General features: G+C 43.0%; 13 protein-coding genes and 5 tRNA genes. All 18 read right to left on the bottom strand.

The genetic code is table 11. The features are described 5' to 3' along the window. Positions 1-54: 54 nt before the first annotated feature. Positions 55-4,254 (bottom strand): DNA-directed RNA polymerase subunit beta', encoded by a 4,200-nt coding sequence (gene rpoC, locus M5F03_RS06735; RefSeq protein WP_249707612.1) that lies wholly within the window; start codon positions 4,252-4,254, stop codon positions 55-57. A gap of 155 nt (positions 4,255-4,409) precedes the next feature. After that, positions 4,410-8,498, bottom strand: coding sequence for a DNA-directed RNA polymerase subunit beta (gene rpoB, locus M5F03_RS06730; RefSeq protein WP_249707610.1), 4,089 nt, complete (start codon positions 8,496-8,498; stop codon positions 4,410-4,412). Positions 8,499-8,801: 303 nt separating this feature from the next. Further along, a complete protein-coding gene (rplL, locus tag M5F03_RS06725; protein ID WP_078189828.1) occupies positions 8,802-9,173 on the bottom strand; it encodes a 50S ribosomal protein L7/L12 in 372 nt (123 codons plus the stop codon). 48 nt (positions 9,174-9,221) lie between these two features. Beyond that, a complete protein-coding gene (rplJ, locus tag M5F03_RS06720; RefSeq protein ID WP_111885844.1) occupies positions 9,222-9,728 on the bottom strand; it encodes a 50S ribosomal protein L10 in 507 nt (168 codons plus the stop codon). A 301-nt stretch (positions 9,729-10,029) separates the two neighbouring features. Further along, positions 10,030-10,725, bottom strand: a complete 696-nt coding sequence (gene rplA, locus M5F03_RS06715; RefSeq protein WP_078189830.1) for a 50S ribosomal protein L1 — start codon at positions 10,723-10,725, stop codon at positions 10,030-10,032. A 3-nt stretch (positions 10,726-10,728) separates the two neighbouring features. Beyond that, entirely contained in the window at positions 10,729-11,157 is a 429-nt protein-coding gene (rplK, locus tag M5F03_RS06710) for a 50S ribosomal protein L11 (RefSeq protein ID WP_004868049.1), read from the bottom strand. A gap of 115 nt (positions 11,158-11,272) precedes the next feature. Beyond that, positions 11,273-11,806 carry a transcription termination/antitermination protein NusG gene (nusG, locus tag M5F03_RS06705; protein WP_078189831.1) on the bottom strand — a complete coding sequence of 178 codons (534 nt, stop codon included), beginning with the start codon at positions 11,804-11,806 and terminating at the stop codon, positions 11,273-11,275. A 7-nt stretch (positions 11,807-11,813) separates the two neighbouring features. Further along, positions 11,814-12,254, bottom strand: a complete 441-nt coding sequence (gene secE, locus M5F03_RS06700) for a preprotein translocase subunit SecE (protein ID WP_078189832.1) — start codon at positions 12,252-12,254, stop codon at positions 11,814-11,816. A 76-nt stretch (positions 12,255-12,330) separates the two neighbouring features. Then, positions 12,331-12,406: transfer RNA gene (locus M5F03_RS06695), tRNA-Trp, on the bottom strand. Between the two features lie 55 nt (positions 12,407-12,461). Beyond that, complete coding sequence (tuf, locus tag M5F03_RS06690) at positions 12,462-13,652, bottom strand: elongation factor Tu (protein ID WP_249707608.1); 1,191 nt, start codon at positions 13,650-13,652, stop codon at positions 12,462-12,464. A gap of 154 nt (positions 13,653-13,806) precedes the next feature. Continuing rightward, positions 13,807-13,881, bottom strand: a tRNA-Thr gene (locus M5F03_RS06685). Positions 13,882-13,904: 23 nt separating this feature from the next. After that, a tRNA-Gly gene (locus tag M5F03_RS06680) sits at positions 13,905-13,980 on the bottom strand. A gap of 38 nt (positions 13,981-14,018) precedes the next feature. Continuing rightward, positions 14,019-14,102: transfer RNA gene (locus M5F03_RS06675), tRNA-Tyr, on the bottom strand. 54 nt (positions 14,103-14,156) lie between these two features. Continuing rightward, positions 14,157-14,232, bottom strand: a tRNA-Thr gene (locus tag M5F03_RS06670). Positions 14,233-14,330: 98 nt separating this feature from the next. Further along, positions 14,331-15,824 carry an anthranilate synthase component I gene (trpE, locus tag M5F03_RS06665; protein WP_249707648.1) on the bottom strand — a complete coding sequence of 498 codons (1,494 nt, stop codon included), beginning with the start codon at positions 15,822-15,824 and terminating at the stop codon, positions 14,331-14,333. A gap of 117 nt (positions 15,825-15,941) precedes the next feature. Beyond that, the gene (gph, locus tag M5F03_RS06660) at positions 15,942-16,610 is read right to left on the bottom strand and encodes a phosphoglycolate phosphatase (RefSeq protein ID WP_249707606.1); all 669 of its coding nucleotides are present in this window, start codon (positions 16,608-16,610) and stop codon (positions 15,942-15,944) included. Positions 16,611-16,687: 77 nt separating this feature from the next. Continuing rightward, entirely contained in the window at positions 16,688-17,437 is a 750-nt protein-coding gene (locus M5F03_RS06655) for an FHA domain-containing protein (protein ID WP_249707597.1), read from the bottom strand. Between the two features lie 77 nt (positions 17,438-17,514). Next, a complete protein-coding gene (gspD, locus tag M5F03_RS06650) occupies positions 17,515-19,746 on the bottom strand; it encodes a type II secretion system secretin GspD (RefSeq protein WP_249707595.1) in 2,232 nt (743 codons plus the stop codon). Positions 19,747-19,787 lie beyond the last annotated feature (41 nt).

The raw sequence follows: 19,787 nt of genomic DNA, 5'->3' as shown, positions 1-19,787 counted from the left end.
TCCGCATAAAAAAAGCCACCCAAAGGTGGCTTTTTTGAATGATTTAAGGGCTAATTAAAGACCGTTAAATTCATCGTTAAATGCTTGGCTTAATGCTTGATCTACATCAGAGAAATCATTGTGAAGCTCAAGCTCTGCAGCTTCAGACTCTTGACGACGACGTTCTAAGTGGTAAGCCAAACCTGTACCCGCTGGGATCAGACGACCTACAACTACGTTTTCTTTCAGACCACGTAATTCATCTTCTTTACCTGTTACAGCAGCTTCAGTTAACACACGAGTTGTTTCCTGGAACGATGCAGCAGAAATGAACGAGTCAGTAGAAAGCGACGCTTTGGTAATACCCATCAATTGACGTTCAAACTTCGCTGGGAACTTGTTCTGAGCTGCCACAGCTTGGTTTTCTTGAACAACGCGGATGTATTCCACTTGCTCGCCTTTGATGAAGCTTGTATCACCACCGTCAGTGATTTCAACTTTACGAAGCATTTGACGTACGATCACTTCAATGTGCTTGTCGTTGATTTTTACACCTTGCAGACGGTATACGTCCTGAACTTCGTTCACGATGTAGTTTGTCAGTGCAACTTCGCCTTTCAAACGCAAGATGTCGTGTGGGTTTTGCGGACCATCAGAAATGGTTTCACCACGGTTCACATGCTCGCCTTCGAACACGTTAATCGTACGCCATTTCGGAATTAGCTCTTCGTAAATCTCAGAGCCATCATCCGGAGTAATCACAAGACGGTTCTTACCTTTGGTCTCTTTACCGAAGCTTACGATACCTGAAATTTCAGCAAGGATCGCATGTTCTTTCGGTTTACGTGCTTCGAACAAGTCAGCTACACGCGGTAGACCACCGGTAATATCACGTGTACGTGAAGATTCCTGTGGTACACGACCAATAACGTCACCGACACCAATTGTTTCGCCGTCGCGCACAGTCAGAATCGTGTTTTGTGGTAGGAAGTAGAACTGTTCGCCGCCATCTGTTGTATCCAATACAACAGCTGGACGCATATCTTTACCAGATGCTGGACGTGAAGTTACTGGAAGTACCTCAATAGTCGTCATACCTGTTGCATCATCAGTTTTCGATGTCACAGTTACGCCATCAGCGATTTGGCTGAAACGCACTTTACCTGCAACTTCGGTAACAAGTGGATGTGTATGCGGATCCCAAGTCGCTACGATACCGCCAGCTTCCACAGCTTCGCCATCTTTAATGATGATTGAAGCACCGTATGGAATTTTGTAACGTTCGCGTTCACGACCGATGTCATCTGCGATACCGATTTCACCGGAACGTGAAGTTGATACCAAGTGACCTTTAGCGTGTTGTACTGTTTTCACATTGTGGAAACGTACTGTACCTTTGTTACGAACTTGTACGCTGTTAGCAGCAGAAGTTCGGCTCGCAGCACCACCTACGTGGAACGTACGCATTGTTAACTGTGTACCTGGCTCACCAATTGATTGAGCAGCCATTACACCCACAGATTCACCTGGATTCACCAAGTGACCGCGAGCAAGGTCACGTCCGTAACATTTCGCACATACACCGAAAGTAGATTCACAGTTTACAACTGAACGTACTTTCACTTCATCGACACCTTGCTCTTCTAAGTAGTTTGCAAGTTTTTCGTCGATTAAAGTATTACGTGGAAGAATCACATCATCCGAACCTGGTTTCTTCGCATCTTCAGCAAGTACACGACCCAATACTCGAGTACCTAAGTTCTCGATGACATCGCCACCTTGAATGAACGGAGTCATTACAAGACCGTCGAAAGTACCACAATCTGGCTCAGTAATTACCAAGTCTTGTGCAACGTCAACCAAACGACGAGTCAAGTAACCTGAGTTCGCTGTTTTCAATGCAGTATCGGCCAAACCTTTACGTGCACCGTGTGTTGAAATGAAGTACTGAAGTACGGTCAAACCTTCACGGAAGTTCGCTTTAATTGGTGTTTCAATGATCGAACCATCTGGTTTCGCCATCAAACCACGCATACCCGCTAACTGACGAATCTGAGCTGCCGAACCACGGGCACCTGAGTCAGACATCATGTAGATCGAGTTGAATGATTTTTGTTTCTCGTCTTCACCCTGTTTGTTTTTAACAGTTGTGAAAGACAAGTTGTCCATCATCGCTTTCGCTACTTGGTCGTTTGTACGCGCCCAAATATCGACAACTTTGTTATAACGTTCGCCGGCAGTTACGAAACCTTGCTCGAATTGTTGTTCAATTTCACGAACTTCAACTTCAGCTTTTTCGATAATTGCTTGTTTTTGTGGCGGAATCAACATGTCTTCCATACCAACAGACACACCTGAGTGAGTCGCTTGACGGAAGCCCAAATACATCAATTGGTCAGCGAAGATAACAGTATCTTTTAGACCCAATTTACGGTAGCAAGAGTTGATCAATTTAGAGATGTTCTTTTTAGTCATCTCAACGTTGATTTGTTGGAAATCCATACCTTCAGGTACAACTTCCCAAAGTAAACAACGACCTGGAGTTGTGTCTACAACAATGGTTTGTTGTTCACGGTTACCATTTTCGTCAATGACAGTTTGGTGTACACGTGCTTTTACGCGAGCGTGTAAATCAACTTGACCTGTTGCAAGTGCACGGTTTACTTCGTCAGTATCCGCAAACACCATGCCTTCACCTTTGGCATTGATCGCATCACGAGTGATGTAGTACAAGCCTAAGACAACGTCCTGAGAAGGTACGATGATTGGCTCACCGTTCGCAGGAGAAAGAATGTTGTTTGTTGACATCATTAACGCACGAGCTTCTAACTGAGCTTCAAGTGTTAATGGTACGTGTACTGCCATTTGGTCACCGTCGAAGTCGGCGTTAAATGCCGCACAAACTAACGGGTGAAGACGGATCGCTTTACCTTCAATCAGGGTTGGTTCAAATGCTTGAAGACCCAAACGGTGAAGTGTAGGCGCACGGTTCAACATCACTGGATGTTGACGAATTACGTGAGCAAGTACGTCCCAAACTTCTGGAGTTTCACGCTCAACCATTTTCTTCGCAGCTTTAATGGTTGTCGCTTGGCCAGATGCTTGTAGTTTCGCAAAAATGAATGGTTTGAATAATTCAAGCGCCATTTTTTTCGGAAGACCACATTGGTGAAGACGTAAAGTCGGACCTACGGTAATTACCGAACGACCAGAGTAATCGACACGTTTACCCAATAAGTTTTGACGGAAACGACCTTGTTTACCTTTGATCATGTCTGCCAAAGATTTAAGAGGACGTTTATTCGAACCAGTAATTGCGCGACCACGACGACCGTTATCAAGCAATGCATCAACAGACTCTTGTAACATACGTTTTTCGTTACGTACGATAATGTCTGGTGCTGCAAGGTCTAGTAGACGTTTTAAACGGTTGTTACGGTTAATTACACGACGGTAAAGATCGTTTAAGTCAGAAGTCGCAAAACGACCACCTTCTAGAGGAACCAACGGACGAAGATCAGGTGGAAGTACTGGAAGTACATTCATCACCATCCATTCTGGTTTGTTGTTCGACTCTTTGAACGCTTCCATCAATTTCAGACGTTTAGAAGCTTTTTTAAGCTTCGTTTCTGAAGTTGTATTTGGAATTTCTTCACGAAGACGTGAAATTTCAGCTTCAAGATCGATGTCTTTCAACAAATCTTGAACTGCTTCTGCACCCATTTTCGCAGTGAATTCATCACCGTGTTCTTCTAAAGCAGTGAAGTATTCTTCATCGTTTAGAAGTTGGTATTTCTCAAGTGGAGTCATACCTGGGTCAGTTACAACGTATGATTCGAAATACAATACACGTTCGATATCACGTAAAGTCATGTCTAAAAGCAGACCAATACGGCTAGGAAGTGATTTTAAGAACCAAATATGTGCAACTGGAGAAGCAAGGTCAATATGACCCATACGCTCACGACGTACTTTTGCAGTTGTTACTTCAACGCCACATTTTTCACAAATGACGCCTTTGTATTTCATACGCTTGTATTTACCACACAAGCATTCGTAATCTTTTACTGGACCAAAGATTTTGGCACAGAATAAACCATCACGTTCAGGTTTGAACGTACGGTAGTTAATGGTTTCAGGCTTTTTAACTTCACCATGAGACCACGACTTAATCATTTCTGGTGACGCAAGACCAATACGGATGCGATCAAACTCTACAGGAGCATGACCGTCTGAATCCGTCTTTTTGCGCATGATATCGAGCAAGTCTTTCAATTTTTTTCTCCGTGTGTTGTGGAGATTTTCACTACACAACTGGGTCACAAATATTGTTTTTTAACTGAATTTTAATCCCCCTTAATCCCCCTTTTTCAAAGGGGGAAAAGTCCCTCTTTTGCAAAGAGGGATTTAGGGAGATTTAATGGAGATTCTTAGTCACCATTTTTCAGTTCAATGTTGATACCTAAAGAACGGATCTCTTTGGTCAATACGTTGAACGATTCAGGCATACCTGGGTCCATGTAATGGTTACCATCTACAATGTTCTTATAGATACGGGTACGACCTTCAACGTCATCCGACTTCACAGTAAGCATTTCTTGAAGTGTGTATGCTGCACCGTAAGCTTCGAGTGCCCATACTTCCATCTCACCGAAACGCTGACCACCGAATTGTGCTTTACCACCAAGCGGCTGTTGAGTTACTAGAGAGTAAGAACCAGTAGAACGCGCATGCATCTTGTCGTCAACCAAGTGGTTCAATTTCAACATGTACATGTAACCTACAGTTACTGGACGGTCAAAACGCTCACCTGTACGACCATCATACAATACTGTTTGACCAGTACGTGAAATGCCACCAAGCTCTAACAATTCTTTGATTTGTGATTCTTCAGCACCATCAAATACTGGTGTTGCTAAAGGAACACCTTTACGCAAGTTACCTGAAAGCACCAAGATTTCTTCATCAGTTAAGCTATCAAGATCTTCTTGTTCGCCACCAACTTTGTTGTAAATCTTGTCTAAGAATTCACGAAGCTCAAGTACAGTACGTTGCTCTTTCATCATCTTGTCGATTTGATCGCCAAGACCTTTAGCCGCCATACCTAAGTGAGTTTCAAGAATCTGACCCACGTTCATACGTGATGGTACACCCAGTGGGTTAAGTACAACATCAACTGGAACACCGTATGCATCGTGTGGCATGTCTTCTACAGGTAAGATGTTTGATACAACACCTTTGTTACCGTGACGACCCGCCATTTTATCACCCGGTTGGATGCGACGTTTTACAGCTAGGTAAACTTTAACAACTTTTAGTACACCAGTTGTCAGCTCATCACCTGTAGACAATTTACGTTTTTTCTCTGCAAATTTCTCGTCAATTTCAAGGCTCTTCTCTTTCAAGAACACTTGAATTTGAGTTAAACGTTCAGCAATCGCTTCGTCGACTGGTTGGATTTCAATAAGATCAACCAACTCAAGACCAGACAATAACTCTTCAGTTAATTTGTCACCGCGTTTAGTTGTACCGCCACCATTCGATTCTTGACCTTTCAACAAACGAACAATACGTTCACGAGCTGCTTCTTCAAAGATTTTGAATTCTTCTTTCAAATCTTTGCGGTAAGCATCTAATTGAGCTTTTTCAATTGCTTGAGCACGTTCGTCTTTTTCAAGACCATCACGTGTAAACACTTGAACGTCAATAACAGTACCTTTAACACCAGAAGATACACGTAAAGATGAATCTTTAACGTCAGCCGCTTTTTCGCCGAAGATTGCACGAAGAAGTTTTTCTTCCGGAGTAAGTTGGGTTTCACCCTTAGGTGTTACTTTACCTACAAGGATATCGCCCGCTGTTACTTCTGCACCGATGTAAACAATACCTGACTCATCAAGTTTAGAAAGTGCTGCTTCACCCACGTTCGGGATATCGGCAGTAATTTCTTCCGCACCCAATTTAGTATCACGTGCTACACATGACAATTCTTGAATGTGGATTGATGTTAAACGATCTTCTTGAAGCACACGCTCAGATAATAAGATCGAGTCTTCATAGTTGTAACCGTTCCAAGTCATGAATGCTACGCGCATGTTTTGACCCAATGCCAATTCACCGCCATCTGTAGATGGACCATCAGCTAATACGTCACCACGACCCACTTGATCACCAAGGCTTACAAGCACTTTTTGGTTAATACAAGTGTTTTGGTTAGAACGTGTATATTTGATCAGGTTGTAGATATCTACACCTGCTTCACCCGCGATCATTTCGTCTTCGTTTACACGAATAACAACACGAGACGCGTCGACGAATTCAATACGGCCACCACGTTTCGCAAGAACACATACACCTGAGTCGTGCGCTACGTTTGCTTCCATACCTGTACCAACAAGCGGCTTGTCAGCGATCAACGTAGGTACTGCCTGACGTTGCATGTTTGAACCCATCAATGCACGGTTGGCATCATCGTGTTCAAGGAATGGAATAAGTGATGCAGCAACAGATACAACCTGCTGTGCAGATACGTCCATATGCGTCACTTTTTCAGGAGGCATACGTACGAAATCACCTTGGTGACGTACAGAAACAAATTCTTCTGTTAAATTACCGTCTTTATCTACACCTGAATCGGCCTGTGCAATCACAGTACCTACTTCTTCAATCGCAGAAAGGTATTCAACGTCATCCGTTACACGACCATCAACAACTTTACGGTAAGGCGTTTCTAAGAAACCAAAATCATTCGCTTTCGCATAAACAGAAAGTGAGTTGATCAAACCAATGTTTGGACCCTCAGGAGTCTCAATTGGACATACACGACCATAATGAGTTTGATGTACGTCACGTACTTCGAAGCCCGCACGCTCACGAGTCAAACCACCTGGGCCCAATGCTGATACACGACGTTTGTGTGTAATTTCAGACAACGGGTTGTTTTGGTCCATGAACTGAGACAACTGGCTTGAACCAAAGAATTCTTTGATTGCAGCAGCAACTGGTTTCGCATTGATTAAATCTTGCGGAGACAAGTTATCAGTTTCAGCTTGAGATAAACGTTCTTTAACAGCACGTTCAACACGAACTAGACCAACACGGAATTGGTTTTCTGTCATTTCACCAACAGAACGAACACGACGGTTACCCAAGTGATCGATATCATCGACTTCACCTTTACCGTTACGGATTTCAACTAATGTTTTCAATACATCAGTGATGTCTTCGTTCGAAAGAATACCTTCAACTTCACGAGACTTCTGATCCGTACCCACTTCGTAAGGACGACCCAAACGACGGTTGAACTTCATACGACCTACTGGTGATAAGTCATAACGTTCAGAAGAGAAGAACAAATTGTTGAATAAGTTTTCAGCAGCTTCTTTTGTTGGTGGCTCACCCGGACGCATCACTTTGTAGATTTCTACAAGTGCTTCTTCACGACCAGTTGTAGTATCTGCACGTAAAGAGTCCGCAATGAATGGGCCACGGTCGATGTCATTGGTATAAAGTACGTTGAATTGTTTAACGCCGCCTTCAGCCAATTTCACCATAATTTCATGGCTTAATACTGTATTTGCAGCAATTACTTCGCCATCACGTAACGTTACATCTTCAGCAACAATACGTTCATATAGGTATTCATCAGGAACAGAAAGTTTTGCAAGACCTGCTGCTTCCATTTGACGAACATGGCGCGCGTTAATACGTTTACCTTGTTCAACAATTGTTTTACCGTCTGTACCCACGATATCAAACTGTGCCATTTCGCCACGTAGACGTTCTGGAACCAAGTCAATTTGATAGCTACCCATATCAAGATATACAGGTACTTTTTCGTAGAACATGTCTAGGATTTGTTCGTTATTATAACCCAAGGCACGAAGCACAACAGTCGCAAGTAATTTACGACGACGGTCAATACGAACATATACAAGATCTTTTGCATCGAATTCAAAGTCTAACCATGAACCACGGTAAGGAATGATACGAGCAGAATAAAGAACTTTACCGCTAGAGTGAGTTTTGCCTTTATCGTGATCAAAGAATACACCTGGTGAACGGTGTAATTGAGATACGATTACACGCTCAGTACCATTGATCACAAAGGTACCGTTGTCTGTCATAAGTGGCATTTCACCCATGTAGACTTCTTGCTCACGCACATCTTTGATTGTTTTAGTTTCGCGATCTTTAATGATCAGACGAATTTTTACACGCATTGGCGCCGCATAAGTTGAGCCACGAAGAATACATTCGCGCACATCAAATTCAGGCTTACCAAGACTATACTCAACAAATTCTAAAGCAGCATTGCCAGAATAACTTTCAATAGGAAAAACTGAACGAAATGCGGCTTGGAGACCGATATCTTCGCGGTTTTTTGGAGTTTTGCCGTCTTGAAGGAAAGTTCGGTACGAGTCGACTTGAATCGCGAGCAAGTACGGAACATCCATTACCTTGGGCAATTTACCAAAATTCTTACGGATCCGTTTCTTTTCGGTATATGAGTATGCCATCTGGAGTCCTCGGAAAGTAAACTAAGTCCGCCTGCAGAACGAACTTAGAAGGAATTACGCAGGCCGATATGGCCACCACTTTCACAAATGCTGCAATTTTTAGTGGTATTAAAACGCTTAACAATATTTTTTACTGAAAAATATTGGTAAGCGTTTGGTTTTATAAATTATTTTTAATTTGTATGATTTTTATATCATGCAAACAAAAATCGAGCCGATTATTGTAACGCAAAAAGGCTGATGACCCAAGGGCCACCAGCCATTTTTTGGAGCCGATTATAAAAAAATCGACTCCCCTTAAGATTACTTAAGTGTAACTGTAGCACCAGCTTCTTCAAGTTTTTTCTTAAGCTCTTCGCCTTCTTCTTTAGAAACGCCTTCTTTAAGAACTGAAGGAGCGCTTTCAACAAGATCTTTAGCTTCTTTAAGACCAAGGCCAGTAGCTTCACGAACTGCTTTAATTACAGCAACTTTGTTAGCACCGAAAGAAGTCAACTCAACGTTGAATTCTGATTGTTCTTCAGCAGCAGCACCAGCAGCGCCAGGAGCAGCAGCAACTGCTACAGCAGCAGCAGATACGTTGAATTTTTCTTCGAAAGCAGAAATAAGTTCAACAAGTTCAAGAACAGTTTTTTCAGCAACTGCGTTTAAGATTTCTTCGTTTGTTAAAGCCATGAGAGTAACTCCAAATGGGTATTGAATGGTGTGTAAATTGATTTAAGCTTAAGCAGCTTCTGACTCGTTTTTCTCTTTGAGCGCAGTAATAAGACGACCCAATTTCGAAATAGGAGCTTGAAGAACGTTTGCAAGCATAGTAAGCGCTTTCTCTTGGTTTGGAAGGTTCGCGATAACGCTAACTTCAGCACCTTGATAAACTTTACCGTCAAATGCAGCAGCTTTAAGTTCAAATGCTTTATTAGTTTTAGCAAATTCTTCGAACAAACGAGCAGCTGCGCCCATGTCGTCTTCAGAAGTTGAGAAAGCTAAGATTGTTGGGCCAACAAGGTTGTCGCTCAAGATATTGAATTGAGTATCTTGAAGAGCACGTTTAGCCAAAGTGTTACGAACTACACGAGTAGCAACACCTAGTTTACGAGCTTCAACACGTAGAGCAGTTAATTGCTCAACAGTTAAACCTTGATAGTCAGCAACAACAGCAGCATACGCAGTAGAAGCAACTTCAGTTACTTCAGCTACGATCTGTTTTTTGCCTTCGATAAGAAGAGCCATTGTAAAACCTCCTAACGGTGATTTATGCACCTATACAGATGCACTCCCAATTCGTTAGCTCATCACTGAACCAACACGCGGAGGAGGAACAAATCACACCACCGCGTCTACTCAGGCTGGGCTATTAAGAAGAAAGCATAAAACTCCCCTCGCCTGAGGTCTTTGACGCTGATAAATCTAAATTTATCAATTCAAAGTTTGCCTGAATCACGCAATATACGACGAAGCGTTTCTTGCGTAATATTTAAAGCAGTGCTTCAAATATTACTCAGGGCTTTAAAATTCTGTAATAAGTCGAAACTTATTTAGAAACGTTTGCTACATCAACAACAAGACCAGGACCCATAGTTGAGCTTAAAGTGATCTTTTGGATGTAAACACCTTTAGAAGTAGCAGGTTTTGCTTTCTTAAGGTCAGCTACAAGAGCTTCAACGTTTGAACGAACAGCTTCAGCAGTGAAACCTACTTGACCGATCGCAGCGTGGATAATACCCGCTTTGTCTACACGGTAACGTGCTTGACCAGCTTTCGCGTTTTTAACAGCAGAAGCTACGTCAGGAGTTACAGTACCCACTTTAGGGTTTGGCATTAAGCCACGTGGACCAAGAATCGTACCTAACTTACCAACAACGCGCATTGCATCCGGAGCTGCAATTACTACGTCAAAGTCAAGGTTACCCGCTTGGATGCTTTCAGCAAGATCATCAAAACCAACAACGTCCGCGCCTTCAGCTTTAGCAGCTTCAGCAGCAGCGCCTTGAGCAAACACAGCTACACGTACAGTTTTACCAGTACCTGCAGGAAGTGTAGTCGCGCCACGAACAACTTGGTCAGATTTACGAGGATCAACACCTAGGTTTACAGCAACATCCAAAGATTCTTTGAATTTTACTGCTGGAAGGCCGTTAAGAACTGCAACTGCTTCTTCCAAAGTGTAAACTTTGTTAGCTTCAACAGCAGCAACAATGGCTTTTTGACGTTTAGTTAATTTAGCCATGTCTTATAGCTCCACTTCCAAGCCCATAGAACGCGCAGAACCAGCAATGGTACGTACACGTGCGTCTAAATCAGCACCAGTAAGATCTGGTTCTTTAGTAGTCGCAATTTCTTCTAATTGAGCGCGAGTCAACTTACCAACTTTAGTTTTATTAGGTACAGCTGAACCCTTTTGGATGCCCGCAGCTTTCTTAAGAAGAATCGCAGCAGGAGGAGTTTTCATGATGAATGTGAACGACTTGTCGTTGTACACAGTGATCACTACTGGAATTGGAAGACCAGCTTCAACTTTTTGTGTCGCAGCATTGAATTCTTTACAGAATGCCATGATGTTAACACCACGTTGACCTAGTGCAGGACCAATCGGTGGAGATGGATTTGCTTTACCAGCTGGAACTTGCAGCTTGATATAGCCGTCAATCTTCTTAGCCATTTCAATTACCTCTGGGTACTAACGCCGCTAGGCTCCCCATACATATAAGTAACGATACCGTTACAACAACAATGCCCGACTCATAACAAATCGGGCGTTTATCAACCAAGTTAAATTAAACCGATTTTTCGACTTGGCGAAATTCCAGCTCAACCTGAGTTGGTCGATTAAATACATTAATCGTCAACGTTAAACGTGACTTATCGTATAGAACTTCTTCCACCACGCCTTTAAAATCGGTGAATGGGCCGTCAATTACGAGTAATTCTTCACCTGGTTCAAACATCGTCTTAGGACGAGGTGCTTCACCAGTATTGCGTACACGTGCAAGAATCGCATCAGCTTCTTTTTGCGTAATTGGTGCAGGCTTTTCTGCAGTACCACCGATGAAACCTAATACTTTTGGACATTCTTTAACAATGTGCCAAGTTTCATCATTCATTTCCATCTCGACTAACACATAGCCGGGAAAGAATTTACGCTCAGATTTACGTTTCTTACCATCCTTCATTTCCACTACTTCTTCAGTAGGGACAAGGACTTCACCAAAGCTATCGGCTACAGCGCTACGCTGGATTCGATCATTAAGTGAGCGTAACACTTGTTTTTCATAACCAGAATAGGCATGAATAATGTACCAACGTTTCATAGCTCTCTTACCCGATAATAAACTTCATTAACCAGCTCAAAGCATAGTCAAAGCACCATAATAAAATAGATGCCACTAAGACTACCGCAAGTACCTGCCAAGATGTGGTCATGGTCTCTTGCTTGGTTGGCCAAGTCACTCGACGTAACTCAATTCGAGCATCTTTCAACAATCGAACAAAGCCTTTGCCTTGATGGGTGGCGTATAATAAACCTAAAGCCACGATGATACAAGCCAAAATTACCCCAACACGGACCCAAACATCATTCGCTGGTGCCCAGTATGCTGGCAAATGTTGATTCACCATCATAGAACTACCGAGTAAAATCAACGCGATAACCCACAGAACATAGTCTAAAGGGGAACCAGAATTAACAACTTCAGCAGGATTATTTCTTTGAGGAATTGGCGCGTCGCTTAATGCGTCACGCGATTTATCATTCGACATTTTTGTACTCGTCGTAGGATTCGCGACTTATTATATGACCAGTTGAGCCAGCATCAAGCTTCTTTTTAAAAAAATTTGGCAGGCCAGGAGGGACTCGAACCCCCAACATTCGGTTTTGGAGACCGACGCTCTACCAATTGAACTACTGACCTGCAGAGCAAATCGAGAGTCGAAACTCTCGATCTGTACAAAGATAACTGTATTATATTATGCAGTTACTTTAGAAACAACACCCGCACCAACTGTACGGCCACCTTCACGGATCGCGAAGCGTAAGCCAGCATCCATTGCGATTGGGTGGATTAATTCTACTGACATTTCTACGTTGTCACCAGGCATAACCATTTCAACGCCTTCTTTAAGCGAGATCGCACCAGTTACGTCAGTTGTACGGAAGTAGAACTGTGGACGGTAACCGTTAAGGAATGGAGTATGACGGCCACCTTCGTCTTTAGAAAGTACGTATACTTCTGCGTCGAATTTAGTATGCGGTTTGATTGTACCTGGTTTAGCAAGTACTTGACCACGTTGAACGTCTTCACGTTTAGTACCACGTAGAAGAACACCACAGTTCTCGCCCGCACGACCTTCNTCAAGAAGTTTACGGAACATTTCTACGCCAGTTACAGTTGTTTTAACTGTATCTTTAATACCAACGATTTCAACTTCTTCGCCTACTTTCACGATACCAGTTTCAACACGGCCAGTTACTACTGTACCACGACCTGAAATTGAGAATACGTCTTCGATTGGCATAAGGAATGCTTGGTCGATAGCACGTTCTGGTTCTGGGATGTAAGAATCAAGAGCTTCAACAAGAGCAACTACAGCATCTTCGCCGTATTGACCAGCTTCACCATTAAGCGCTGCAAGAGCAGAACCACGGATTACTGGAGTGTCGTCACCTGGGAAGTCATAAGTAGAAAGAAGTTCACGAACTTCCATTTCTACTAATTCAATTAATTCTTCGTCGTCTACGATATCGCATTTGTTTAGGAATACAACGATATAAGGTACACCTACCTGACGAGAAAGGAGGATGTGTTCACGAGTTTGTGGCATTGGACCATCAGTCGCCGAACAAACAAGGATCGCACCATCCATTTGCGCAGCACCAGTAATCATGTTTTTAACATAATCGGCGTGACCTGGGCAGTCTACGTGAGCGTAGTGACGGATTGGAGAATCGTATTCTACGTGTGAAGTATTAATTGTAATACCACGTGCTTTTTCTTCTGGTGCAGAGTCGATTGCAGCGTAATCTTTCGCTTCACCACCGAATTTTTTTGCACACACAGTTGCAATCGCAGCTGTTAAAGTCGTTTTACCATGGTCAACGTGACCGATTGTGCCCACGTTAACGTGCGGCTTATTACGTTCAAACTTAGCCTTAGCCATGCTTTTCTTCCTCGTTTACGTCGAACACAATTCTGAGTAAAACCCAGCTCCGACATATCGCCTAAAAAAATAAACACCCAATACTTGAAAAGCAGACTAAAAAGCCTGCTTCTGGAATCTTGCGCAACATTTAAAGTTGCTAAACTGTAAAATCTGGAGCTCTTATCGAGATTTGAACTCGAGACCTCTCCCTTACCAAGGGAGTGCTCTACCACTGAGCTATAAGAGCAAATATAAGCACTTCAATAGATATGGAGCGGGAGACGAGGGTCGAACTCGCGACATGTAGCTTGGAAGGCTACCGCTCTACCAACTGAGCTACTCCCGCACGATGTTGGTACAAACCACTTATTGAAGTCTTAAAATTGGTGGTGAGGGAAGGATTCGAACCTTCGAAACTTTCGTAGCGGAGTTACAGTCCGCCCCCTTTGACCGCTCGGGAACCTCACCATTTTACACTTACTTCAGTGTTGTTCTTTCTACTCACTCTCAAACTTTCTAAGATGGTGCCGGCACACGGATTCGAACTGTGGACCTACTGATTACAAGTCAGTTGCTCTACCAACTGAGCTATGCCGGCGTTTCCTAGTGTTTCGTACGTTTCGTATCGGAACGGTGTGCAGTTTAGCAAATCTTGAAATCCTTGCAAGTGTTTTTTCTAAAAAAAACGTGAAAAACTCATAAAATCAATCCATTTGATGATAATTCAACCGCTTTGATCACTGCGCGAGCTTTTATTTGGGTTTCATTCCACTCTGATTCAGGATTTGAGTCGTACACCACCCCTGCTCCAGCTTGAACATAGACCTTATTTTCACGAATTACACAGGTACGAATCGCAATCGACATGTCCATTTCGCCATGCCAGCCTAAATAACCAACAGCACCACCAAAAATTCCACGTTTTACTGGTTCAACTTCGTCAATAATTTCCATAGCACGGATTTTTGGTGCGCCTGAAAGCGTACCCGCAGGGAATGTTGCCTTAAAAACATCCAAAGCATCGACATTATCACGTACTTCACCTTGCACATTTGACACAATGTGCATGACATGCGAATAACGTTCGATCACCATTTGATCAGTCACGTGAACTTTACCGATTTTAGAAACGCGTCCAACATCATTTCGCCCCAAATCGATCAACATCAAATGCTCTGCAATTTCTTTTTCATCAGATAGCAAATCTTTTTCTAGCGCTAAATCTTCTTCTTTTGTTTTACCCCGTGGTCGCGTTCCCGCCAAAGGACGAACTGTTGCCACACCATTTTCTAAACGGGACAAAATTTCAGGTGATGAACCGACGATATGAAAAGGAATGTCATTTTCTAGTGTCTGCCCTTGCACCAAGAACAAATATGGCGATGGATTGAGGTGACGTAGTGCACGATAGACCTGTAAAGGCTCACCATCAAAATCGGATACCATACGATGACCTGGCACAACCTGCATCACATCACCTGCTTTAATGTACTCTTTTACTTTTGCAATAGAGTCAATAAAGTTATCGTGTCCGGTGATGGATTCAAACTGTGGTGCAGTATGCTTATTTGCTTTGAGTGCAATTGGGGTTGCCAAAAGTTCTTCTAGCTCATCCAATTGTTGCTGCGCCTTGGTATAGGCCTCAGCATCATTTACATCGGCATGCACAATTAAGAATAAGGTATCCTTAAGGTTATCAAAGACGATGACGGTTTTTGATAGCATCATCCAAATATCCGGAATCCCGACCGGGTCAGCTTCTGGAACGTTATTGAGCTTTGGTTCGATATAACGTACAGCATCATAACCAAAGTATCCAACCAATCCACCGGTAAAGCTCGGCAACGCTGGCAAATCTTGCTGTGTAGGCACTTTATATTGTGCTTGGAAGTCACGAATGTATTGAAACGGGTCATCACATTGTTGTTTTTCAACCGAGCCATCAGCATGTTGAACGGTCAACTGCCCTTCATTACACGAAAATACGGTGGACTCGCCCAAGCCAATAATGGAGTAACGCGCCCAGTTTTCGCCACCCTCTACAGATTCAAATAAATAGGCTTGTTTATGTTGTTTTAATCGCGCAAAGACAGAAAGTGGAGTTTCTGTATCTGCCAAGCGCTGACGATATACTGGAATCAAGTTATATCCAGCAGTTTTCAGTTGTTCAAATTGAGTTTGTGTAGTCATTTGGGTTTCTCTATATTTCGCGTGGTCAATTTCAGTTAATTTCTTCTCATGCTGATTGAGTGACGCCATCGAAATACTACACACTTGCTCATTTTCACTTCCTTAACCCTACTTATTTCAATCCAATAATTCTTTTAAGTTATCAACCACGTGCTGCGGCTGACAATCTCGAATATTTTCACCATGATTATAGCCATAGCTGACCACAATACAATCAATACCCGCACGACGTGCTGCCTCTACATCATTGACAGAATCACCCACCATCAAAATTTGCTGTTTCGGCAAGGCATAATGCTCCGCACAATACTCTAGCTGCTTGGGATGTGGTTTACGCTCTTCAAAACGATCTCCGCCAATCACATCATCAAAGTATTCATGCATACCCAGTGCCTGCACAATACTGCGTGCTGGTTGCTCTGGTTTATTGGTCACACAAATGAGAATTTTTTGCTCTGCTTTTGCCCAATCCAAAAACGCTAGAATACCGTCAAAGGGCTGCGTCAAGACACAAGGATCGGCATTGTAAATCTTTAGAAAAGTTTCCAATAAAAAGTGGTGCTGTGCGGCATCCACTTTCCCGGTCAAATATTCAAGTACGCTATGACAAAATAATGAAGTCCCTTTCCCAATCCAGTTTCGCACCTGCGCTTCTGTGACCAACGGTAATTGCAACGCATTTAAACTCATATTCATCGCACGATGTAAGTCAGATGCTGAATCGACTAGCGTTCCATCCAGATCAAATAAAATCATTTGGCGTTCTGCTAAACGAACTTCAAACATAATGTCCCTCTATTTTTTTGTAAATTTTCACCATAAAAAAGGCATGCCCATGCATGCCTTTTGAGGAATGTCTCGGTTTATTTAAACAAGCCCCATGCAATAATTGCAAGAATGATTAAAACAATGACTGAGATTAAGCCCACAGAGGCATTTTTTTGCGCTTCACGCTCTTGCTCTACACATGTCGCTGGAATTTCTACATCACATGCTTCATTTTTCGGAACAGCAGTTACGTCAATTCCCTCAGGAATTGGTGCAGGTTTAGGCACACCTACATTGGTCGGCATACCATCACGAGTCAATTGAACCGAGCCATCTCGCTCTTTCAACTCTGGCATACCTTGATCATTCATTTGTTGTGCTGCGGTTTTAACAACAGGCTCTTGTGCCTTAGTCTCAGACGTGTTTGCTACAGACTCTTGTGCCACAGTTTCAGAAACTGCAACAGCTTCAGACGGCTGCTGAACAGGTGTAATTTCTTCTGTTTGCAACGCTTCAACGCTTTGTTCAATATCCGCTGGGATCTGAACAGCTTTAGCTGGAGCCAATAAACTAAACTTCACACTGGCAAACTGTACAATATCACCTTCTTTTAAAAGTGATTCACCAGTCAAACGGACATCATTAATAAACGTCCCATTGGATGAATTAAGATCTTGCAACCAGAGTGCCTGATCTTTCAGTACAAAGGCAGCATGTTTACGCGATACATCAGATTCTTGCAAAACAATATCTGCTTGTTGATGGCGACCCACCAACATATCACGCTCAATACTAATTTCTTGTCCTGTTAAATCACCAGAAATTGCTTGAATTTTCCAAGTCATGAAGTTAATTCTCTATTGCTCGTTTTTTTCATCATAGCATGCTGTGGTTTTAAAGCTAAACCACTCTGCTGTCTAACCTAAGGCATGCCCGCCACTTTGCCATTCGGTACGGTAATGGTTTGGCGCTTCACCGCAGGTTCAATGGCGATTGGCGTGGAGACCACTGCCGCTGGCTGTGTCATTTGTGGTGCTGTCGGTACCGTCTTATACACAGGGGCTGGCGCTGTACCTTTTGAAACAGGTATGCGCTGTTGATACACATCGTCCACATTTTCAGGCAATTTCGCAAAATTACCATCATTATCCAGTGCCAGTTGCAGACTATAGAGCTGACTGTAACGCTGCTGAGACATTTTCTTCACATCAGCAGAATTTCCAACAATGGTCGGATGAATAAAGATCAGCAAATTGCGTTTACTGTTGGATTTTCCTTCCGAGCTAAAGAGTTTGCCCAGTACAGGAATAGCCCCCAACCCAGGAACCGATTGGCGTCCATGCAAGGTATTGTCAGAGATCAAACCACCCAACACAATCGTTTGACCATGCTCTGCCAAGATCGAGGTTTTGATCGCGCGTTTAGTCGTAACCAAATCCGACGCTTGGCCTTTATTGTCTTTTACATCAGAAACTTCTTGCTCTACCTCTAAACGCACAGAGCCGCCGTCGCCAATATGCGGCACAACTTTCAAAGTAACACCGACATCTTTACGCTCAATCGATGTATATGGATTGGCTGTACCACCATTGGTGGTGACCGAGCCTGTCACAAATGGAACGTTCTCACCCACCACAATATAGGCTTCTTCGTTATCCATCGTCACAATAGACGGTGTAGATAATAAATTGGATTTGGTTTTTTCTTTTAGGGCCTGAATCATCGCACCATAGAGTTTGCGTGAACCATCACTACCTTCACGATAGTCACCAAGGACCAAAGAAGTACCGGCACTCACCGCGCTACCTGCACCCGCAGCGCCACCAGTTAAATAACCTGCGGCAATATTCTTTAAACTAGAACCAAAGTTATCAAAGTTAATTAAGCCGATACCACTACTGATATCACCCAACGCCCATTGCACACCGAGTTGATCGGTATCCGTGCCTTCGACTTCAATAATCGCCGCTTCGATCAGCACTTGCTGACGACGAATATCAAGCTGAGAAATCGCAGATTCAATTTCACGCATGAGCTGCGGATCTGCTTTCACAATCAGTGCATTTTGTGTGGTATCGGCAATAATACTGACGCCATTGGCATTAAAACTTGAAATACCATTTTGCGTATTATTGGAAGAGTTATTGCTGTTGAGGTTAATACCTGAACTGGTGTTATTTTGTGAACTGAATGACTGTGAATTCGAGCTGTTATTATCATTCATTAAGCTGTTCATCGTGCTGCTGTTTGAGCTATTCGATGAATTCGTACTCGAAACAGCTTGCCCCGTGACCAAGCCTTGTAAGATTTCCGACAAGTTTTTTGCACTCGCATACTTTAAACGGAAGACTTTCAACCCACCCAATCGATCTGCCGCAGGTACATCTAAAGTTTCAATAATCTTACGAATGCGTTTACGTGTCGCTGTATCACCTTTAATGATAATGCGATTGGTTCGATTGTCCGCGATAATACGAATTCGTGACCCTTTCGGGTCTTTTGATGCACCGGTCGAACTCATCGACTCTAACAGTCCAATCATTTCTTCGGCCTGACTCGATTGCAGCGTCACAGCTTCGATATCATTTTGACCCGTTCCATCTAAATTACGAATAATCGTTTCGAGCTGGTAAATATTACTTGCACGGTCTGAGACGATCAGCGCATTGGTCCCCGCCACTGCTGACAAATGTGCAAATTGCGGCATCAATGGGCGCAACGCTGGAATTAAGTCGTTGGCATTAGTGTTATCAAGCCAAATTACTCGGGTGACAATTTGGTCTCCAGACGCACGGTGGCGCGCATCATAAGGAATGCCCGAGCTTTTTACATTACTGTCTGGAACCAGTTTAATGGTGTTGCCCGATGGAATTGCCACTACACCATTCACATTCAACACACCGAGAAACAGGTCATAGACTTCATTTTTATTTAAAGGCTTATTGGAAATAACCGTTACATTTCCTCGTACCCGTGGATCAACTGCAAAATTTTTCCCCGTGATATCTGCGACTTCATTAATGAATGCCGTAAGATCTGCATCACGTAAATTGATTTTCCATGTTTGTGCATAACTTGCTGTGCTGACCATAGCAACCAAGGGCACCATGGCATAGGCAGCTAAAGTTGAACGGTTATTATTAAATAAAGCCATATACGCCTGTGTTTCCTAACCCTATAAAGTGATGAAACATC

Origin of the sequence: Acinetobacter amyesii (assembly GCF_023499985.1) — a bacterium.
Classification (GTDB): Bacteria; Pseudomonadota; Gammaproteobacteria; order Pseudomonadales; family Moraxellaceae; genus Acinetobacter; species Acinetobacter amyesii.
The sequence above is the reverse complement of the archived record's forward strand: the minus strand, read 5'-3'. Positions and strand labels throughout refer to the sequence as shown.

Bases quoted from the DNA above. Each gene is read 5' to 3' on its own strand.
- rplL (WP_078189828.1), bottom strand. From the start codon at position 9,173: ATGGCTTTAACAAACGAAGAAATCTTAAACGCAGTTGCTGAAAAAACT.
- M5F03_RS06655 (WP_249707597.1), bottom strand. From the start codon at position 17,437: ATGACTTGGAAAATTCAAGCAATTTCTGGTGATTTAACAGGACAAGAA.
- gph (WP_249707606.1), bottom strand. From the start codon at position 16,610: ATGTTTGAAGTTCGTTTAGCAGAACGCCAAATGATTTTATTTGATCTG.
- nusG (WP_078189831.1), bottom strand. From the start codon at position 11,806: ATGAAACGTTGGTACATTATTCATGCCTATTCTGGTTATGAAAAACAA.
- rplA (WP_078189830.1), bottom strand. From the start codon at position 10,725: ATGGCTAAATTAACTAAACGTCAAAAAGCCATTGTTGCTGCTGTTGAA.
- secE (WP_078189832.1), bottom strand. From the start codon at position 12,254: ATGTCGAATGATAAATCGCGTGACGCATTAAGCGACGCGCCAATTCCT.
- trpE (WP_249707648.1), bottom strand. From the start codon at position 15,824: ATGACTACACAAACTCAATTTGAACAACTGAAAACTGCTGGATATAAC.
- rplK (WP_004868049.1), bottom strand. From the start codon at position 11,157: ATGGCTAAGAAGATTGACGGCTATATCAAGCTGCAAGTTCCAGCTGGT.
- rplJ (WP_111885844.1), bottom strand. From the start codon at position 9,728: ATGGCTCTTCTTATCGAAGGCAAAAAACAGATCGTAGCTGAAGTAACT.
- rpoB (WP_249707610.1), bottom strand. From the start codon at position 8,498: ATGGCATACTCATATACCGAAAAGAAACGGATCCGTAAGAATTTTGGT.
- gspD (WP_249707595.1), bottom strand. From the start codon at position 19,746: ATGGCTTTATTTAATAATAACCGTTCAACTTTAGCTGCCTATGCCATG.